7 protein-coding genes are annotated in these 6,441 nt (G+C 62.6%); 2 read left to right on the plus strand and 5 right to left on the minus strand.

Annotated features, from left to right (window positions below):
• Positions 1-156: 156 nt before the first annotated feature.
• The 3 genes from J3353_RS08340 to J3353_RS08350 form a co-directional block, all read right to left on the minus strand.
• On the minus strand, positions 157-876 hold the full coding sequence (locus J3353_RS08340) for a YggS family pyridoxal phosphate-dependent enzyme (RefSeq protein WP_207684650.1): 720 nt from the start codon (positions 874-876) through the stop codon (positions 157-159).
• 6 nt (positions 877-882) lie between these two features.
• Entirely contained in the window at positions 883-1,443 is a 561-nt protein-coding gene (locus J3353_RS08345) for a TIGR01440 family protein (protein WP_156069392.1), read from the minus strand.
• A gap of 141 nt (positions 1,444-1,584) precedes the next feature.
• Positions 1,585-2,898 carry an SMP-30/gluconolactonase/LRE family protein gene (locus tag J3353_RS08350; protein ID WP_156069394.1) on the minus strand — a complete coding sequence of 438 codons (1,314 nt, stop codon included), beginning with the start codon at positions 2,896-2,898 and terminating at the stop codon, positions 1,585-1,587.
• A gap of 239 nt (positions 2,899-3,137) precedes the next feature.
• Between J3353_RS08350 and J3353_RS08355 the strand changes: the two genes are divergently transcribed.
• Both J3353_RS08355 and J3353_RS08360 read left to right on the plus strand, forming a co-directional pair.
• Positions 3,138-3,824 (plus strand): response regulator transcription factor, encoded by a 687-nt coding sequence (locus J3353_RS08355; RefSeq protein ID WP_035394613.1) that lies wholly within the window; start codon positions 3,138-3,140, stop codon positions 3,822-3,824.
• Between the two features lie 18 nt (positions 3,825-3,842).
• Positions 3,843-5,354, plus strand: a complete 1,512-nt coding sequence (locus J3353_RS08360) for a cell wall metabolism sensor histidine kinase WalK (RefSeq protein ID WP_005934608.1) — start codon at positions 3,843-3,845, stop codon at positions 5,352-5,354.
• A 49-nt stretch (positions 5,355-5,403) separates the two neighbouring features.
• Here the strand turns inward: J3353_RS08360 and J3353_RS08365 are convergent, their stop codons facing one another.
• Positions 5,404-5,559, minus strand: coding sequence for a hypothetical protein (locus tag J3353_RS08365; RefSeq protein ID WP_166444380.1), 156 nt, complete (start codon positions 5,557-5,559; stop codon positions 5,404-5,406).
• Positions 5,560-5,583: 24 nt separating this feature from the next.
• On the minus strand, positions 5,584-6,441 hold an 858-nt coding region (locus tag J3353_RS08370), incomplete at its 5' end, for a pectinesterase family protein (protein WP_207684651.1).

Here is a 6,441-nt window from a genome sequence, read left to right on the forward strand (position 1 = left end):
CTTTTTAACGGGCTCACCCTCTCCGTCATTGCTGACGCAATGCCACCTCCCCCAAAGTGGGAGGCTTTGGCAGGATTTGCAAGCTTCATCTTTATGCCAAGGGCTCTCCCTTTGGGAGAGCTGGCGAGCGAAGCGAGACTGAGAGGGCGAGCAATTTTATCTTTTCCTATAATCCCGTTCGCCGTAGATCGCGGTGCCAATGCGCACCAGCGTTGCGCCTTCGCGGATGGCGTTCTCATAATCGCCGCTCATGCCCATGGAGAGGGTCTGCATCTCCACGTTGGAATAGCCGCGCTCCCCGGCCTTTACGAACAGGTCATGGACGGCGGCGAGATACCGGCGGTTCTGTGCATCGTCATCATTGACCGGGGGAATGGCCATCAGACCCTTGACCCGGATGTGCTCCTGCGCGGCAGCGGCATCCAGCAGGGGCCAGAGCGCTTCCGGCGAAACGCCGCTCTTGCTCTCCTCCCCGCCGATGTTTACCTCCAGCAGGACGTTCTGCACGATGCCCGCCTTGGCGGCTTCCTTCTCGATGGCGGTCAGAAGGTGTTCACTGCCCACGCTCTGGATCAGGCTGGCCCGGCCCAGGACTTTTTTGATTTTGTTGGTCTGCAGGTGCCCGATGAAATGGCTGGGCTTGCCGCAGTAAGCGCCTGCGTCAAAGTTTGCGCAGAGCTCCTGCACGTGGTTTTCGCCAAACACGTCAATGGGCAGGGCGGCACTTGCGGCCACGGTTTCAGCGGTGCGGGTCTTGCAGGCGGCGCACAGCTGGATCTCGTCAGGGTCGCGGCCTGCCTCCCGGGCAGCGGCGGCCATCTTTTCACGGATGGCCAGCACGGCCTCCCGCATCTCTTCCGGTGTTTTTTCTGCCATAGGGCATCAGTCCTCCTCGGTATATTTTGCGCGCTCTCCGCCGATGAGCTTCGGACGGGTGCGGGCGCAGAGAATGTTTGCTTCACCGATCCGGTTCAGGCTCAGCCGCACCGGCACGGCCACCCGGCGCAGGTGCATCCCGATCAGGGTGCCGCCAATGTCGATACCGGCGTGGGCGCGGATCTCCTCCACGGCAATGGGGTCTTTGCACTGCTTCCAGCAGGTGGTGGCCCAGCTGCCGCCCGCATGGGGCCGGGGCACGACACACACTTCCTCCCAGCCGTATTGTTCGGAGGCTTCCCGCTCAATGATAATGGCCCGGTTCAGGTGCTCGCAGCACTGTGCCGCCAGCCAGATGCCGCGCTGGGCCAGCACCGGTGCAATGCCTGCGTAGACGGCCTGCGCTGCCTCCAGACTGCTGTCCTTGCCGATGTGCCCGCCCACGATCTCGCTGGACGAGCAGCCCACCACGAACACGTCGCCTTTTTTCAGCTTTGCCTGTTCCAGCAGCTCTTCCACTGCCTGCCGGGCTTCCGCCTGGATCTGTTGTTTGAATGCGTCTGTCATATCAATTACCTCGTATCGATCGGTTGCCGCGATGGCCCGATGTTCTGTGTTCGATTGGGCCCAAGCGTTTACAACAATTTTTCCGGGATGCCAAGGGCTCCCCTGGCAGGGGAGCTGGCACGCGAAGCGTGACGGAGCGGTTCAGACCCGTACAGAATAAAGCGCTTTTTCTCCCGCAATGCCAAAATACACCCGGTTCTCCACCGGGCAGAGGGCAGAGCTGCTGCCCTGAGGCTTGCCGGAAAAGCTCCACAGCCAGCTTCCGCTGGCGGTGGAAACGGCCTCGGCGCGGATGCCGTCGGCGGGCAGGGAAAACAGGTTCTCCTGCATCGATTCGCTCAGCCGCAGGGCCACGCCGCGCAGGAAGGTGCTGCCTGCATGGCGTTCCAGCCAGCTGGAGCTGGCCCAGCGGTAGCTGATGTAGAGGGTGCTGTCCTCATCCAGCGCCAGCGCGCCGGGATAGCCCGGCAGCCCGCTGAAGCTGCTCTGACAGCCCTTGCCCCCTGCGGTCAGGCTGCGGGCAGAGGCCGCCGCGCTCCAGATGCAGCGGCTGCCGAGGTCGGAGATGTAGAGGGTCTGGGTGCGCTCGTCCAGCGCAAGGCCGGACGCTCCGGCAATGCCGCCCACCACCTGCTCCACGGTGCGGGCAGCGGGATCATAAACGTATACCGCACCTGTTCCGGTGTGGGCCAGCAGCTCGGTGCGCAGGGCACTTTCCAGCCCCTGTTCCGCGCTCTCCTGCCCGACCACGGCAAAGTAGACCTTGCCGTCCGCACCGACCTCCACGGCAGAAAGGGCCCCCAGCGGGGCACCGTCGATCTGCGTGACCACCTGCTCCACCGAAGCGCCCCAGCTGTCGTGCCGGGCGCGGCAAAGGGTGCCCCCGGCAGGGGTGAGGACTGTGAGCCACAGGTCTCCCGCAGCATCGAACGCAAAGCCGGTCAGCTCGCCCTCTACGCTCAGGATGACCGCAGCGTTGCCGCCGTCGGTGCGCACCAGATCGCTGGTGCGTTTTTTCAGGGAGGAGCCGTTCCACGCCGCCGCATAGACAAGGCCATCCCGGGTGCGGATGCAGTCCACACCCTGATACCCGCCCAGATCCCAGATCTCCCTGCGGTCGGTGGAAAGCTCTGCCTGTGCCGCGCCGGAGGCCTGCCGGTGATCCGGGGCAGTGTAGGCTTTGGGAGGGGCCTCAATGGGCCGGAGCACCAGCGCCCAGACCAGCGCAGCAACCGCGGCCAGCGTAAACACGATGCTCAATTTCTGGAACCTCTGGAGCACTTCCTCCCGCTCGGCGGCACGCTGGGCCTCCTGCACGGCCCGGCGGCGGGCAGCGGCGGCGCTGGCCCGGTTGGCGCGGCGAAGCCAGCGGTCTACCCACAGGGCCGCACTGGGCCCGATGGTCAGTGACGCGATGAGCAGGATGAGAAGCAGTTCAACGAATCCGATGCGCATAGGCAGATTTCCTTTGTTCTGATGGTTGTTTTTATCAAATCAGTATAGCACACTTTATAGCAGAGAAGCAAGCGGGCGGCAGGCACCTGCTGTTTCTTGCAGAGCTTTTGTGGTATACTAAGAAAAATGGGGCGGCGGTTTTCCAAACCATTCACTTAAACTTCACAAAATTTTCCAATAATTATATTATGATACCCCTAGAAACTGGAGCTATTTTGATAACGAGGAGGAAACCTCAGATGGCAAAGATACTGATCGTTGATGATGAACCCCGCATCCGGGAACTGATCCGGGAGCATTTACAATATGCAGGCTATGTCTGCGAGGAAGCGGGCGACGGCTCTGCCGCCCTTTCGCTGCTGAGCGGCGGCGGCTTTGATCTGGTAATTCTGGATGTGATGATGCCCTTTATGGACGGCATGACCTGCCTGCGCGAGATGCGCGCCCGCCACATCAACACGCCGGTGATCATCCTGACCGCGCGCGGCGAGGAATATGACAAGCTGGCCGGTCTGGAAGGCGGCGCGGATGACTATGTGGTCAAGCCCTTCTCCCCGCGGGAGCTGGTGGCCCGTGTCAAGGCGGTGCTCAACCGCACCATGCCCCGCTCCGAGGCATCGGACGGCACCATGACCTTCGGCGAACTGACCATCGACACGGCCAGCCACACCGTGCGGGTGGCGGGCGAGGATGTGAGCCTGACCCCCAAGGAGTTTGACCTGCTGGTGTTCCTGGCCTCCAACAAGGGCATTGCCCTGAGCCGGGAGAAGATCCTGCAGAAGGTGTGGAACTACGACTATTTTGGCGAGGACCGCACCGTGGATACCCATGTCAAGATGCTGCGCGGCCATCTGGGCAAATGCCGGGGCTATATTGCCACCGTATGGGGCATCGGCTATAAGTTCGACCCGGATGCAGCGCGTTAAACAGGAGGTTTGCGGTTGATGCGGCAACCCGAAAAAAAGCGGCGTACCGTGGGCATCCGCGGGCAGCTGATGTGGTTCCTCTGCTTCATCTGTCTGCTGCTGCTGGTGCTGTTCTGGTTTTTGTGCACCCAGCTGCTGGAGCCCCTGTACACCACCCATATCCAGAAGCAGCTGACCGAACAGGCGGATGCCATCGTGCAGAAGCTGGACGATGCCATTGCCGACGGTCAGACCCTCTCTTATTGGGGGTTCGGCAGTCAGCTCTATGTCAACAGCCAGTTTTTCAACCAGCTCAGCAGCGAGATCTACGAAAACGGCGGCATGAGCAGCTTCTGCGTGGATATCTCCGATGTCACGCTGCGGCAGATCTTCAAGGTGGAGAACCTCTCCTACTGCAACCTGCACCGCACCCGGCCCACCGATGAAAACAGCGAGCTGCCCTCTTACAGCACCGCCCGCGCCATGCGCCAGCTCTGCCGCGAGACCGGCAGCTGCGTGCGGAAGATCAATCCGCCCACGCCCTCGGGCACGGTGGAGCTGATGGTGGGCAGAACGACCTCCGACGGCAGCTATACCGTGCTGGTGACCACCAGCCTGATGCATGTCTCGGAGGCCGGTGAAGTGATGAGCACGGTGCTGCCGCTGGCGGCGGCGCTGATCTTTGCCTTTTCCATGAGCGCGGCGTGGCTGTTCAGCGAGTGGTTCACCAAGCCCCTGCGCCAGCTTTCGGGGGCGGCCCGGCAGGTGGCACAGGGCGATTATGCCGTGCAGGTGGAGACCAACCGCCGGGACGAACTGGGCGACCTGGCGCAGGAGTTCAACCACATGGCCAAGGAAGTCCAGCACGCGGCTCAGATGCAGCGCGACCTGCTGGCGAACGTCTCCCACGACCTGCGCACCCCGCTGACCCTCATCAAGGGCTATGCGGAGACGGTGCGGGACATCACCGGCGACGACAAGGCCCACCGGGACGAGCAGATGAACATCATCGTGGATGAGGCCGACCGGCTGACGGCGCTGGTCTCCAGCGTCATGGAGCTGAGCAAGGTGACCAGCGGCGCGGAAAAGTGCGAGAAGGTCCACTTTGATATGGGCCAGCTCTGCGATGAGGTCAGTGAGCGCTATGACGCGGTCTGTGCCCAAAATGGCTGGCAGCTCAAGCTGGAACTGCCGGAGGAAGAGCTGCCTGTCTATGCCGACCCCAACATGATGCAGCGCGCCCTCCACAACCTGCTGGGCAACGCTATGCACCACATCGGCGGGGACGGCATCTTCCTCCTGCGGGCCTCTAAGGTGCCCGAGGGAGTCCGGGTGGAGATCGAGGACCACGGCCCCGGCATCTGTGCCGAGGATCTGCCCTATATCTTTGACCGGTATTACCGCTCCCGCTCCGATGCGGGCAAGCAGGGCACCGGCCTGGGGCTTTCCATCACCAAGGCCATCTTCCAGCAGCACGGCTTCCGCTTCGGTGTGCAGAGCACGCTGGGCAAAGGCACGACCTTCTGGTTCATTGCAACGGATACAAAGTAAAACGACCCTCTTCGTCATTGTCTCAGAATGACGGAGAGGGTCTCTCTTTTTAAGCATCTGCTTTCCGGTAAATGCCCAGACTATTGTCCGGTTCCGGCATCTTCACGCGGGAGGCGCGGTCGTTCACCTTGACCAGCATCCAGCCCATCAGGGCCAGCACCACCACGATAATGAGCCATTTTACGGCGTTGGGGAGTTTTTTCATATTCGTATTCCTTTGTTTTTGATCTCAGGGGCGGCAGAGCTTCCGCGCCCGGGCCAGCAGGGCGGCGGCATCGGCGGCAGAGGGCGCTGCGACCCAGTCCGGGCGCTGGCGTGCCCCCGGGCCGCTGCTTCCGGCCTCGGCAAAGCGGGCAAGGCAGGTGTCCGTGCGGTCATTCCAACCGGAAAAGCCCTCCGGTGCAATGTGGGCTCCAAGGCGGCAGTCCAGCATGGCAGTCTTGCCGGTGGGCCGCCAGGGCCTGCCCAGATAGACCGTTCCGGCGGGGCAGTCGGAGACGAAATCGCAGTCCCAGAACACGAAGCCCAGCCCGTTGGCGCTGCCCGAGGGGGCGGTGATGTAGCTATGGGAAAGGTGGTTGTCTACCGTGCGCAGGATGCACTGCTCAAACAGGGCATCGGCCCCGCCAAAGATGAAGTCGATGTCCCCCGCGATCTCGCAGCTCTGGTAATACTGCGCCGAGGGGCGGCGGGGCGCAAACTTGCGGGGACCCAGAAAACCGTCCTTCTCCCGTTCAGCCTCGGGCAGGGGCGCGCAGAAGAGCGTGTCCTGGTTGCCCAGCAGCCTTACCCGGCGGAACACGGCCTTTTCGGCATCCACATAGGCGGCAATGGCCTGCCCCACGGCACTGCCCGGACCGGCATCGTTGGCAATGGTCAGATCCTCCACCGTTACGCTGCCGCCGCTGAAAAAAGCGGTGTAGCTGCGGAAGGTGTGGGTGGGCCGCCCATCCGGGTGGGGCAGCTTGCCGCCGTCCCCAAAGATCAGGGTGGTGGCATCAGCTCCCGCGCCCCGCAGGGTGAGCGCCCGTTTTTCACAGACCAGCTTTTCCCGGTAGCTGCCGGGCCCGCTGCAATTCTCGCCTGC

This window comes from Faecalibacterium sp. Marseille-Q4137, from assembly GCF_017377535.1.
GTDB classification, from domain to species: Bacteria; Bacillota; Clostridia; order Oscillospirales; family Ruminococcaceae; genus Faecalibacterium; species Faecalibacterium duncaniae.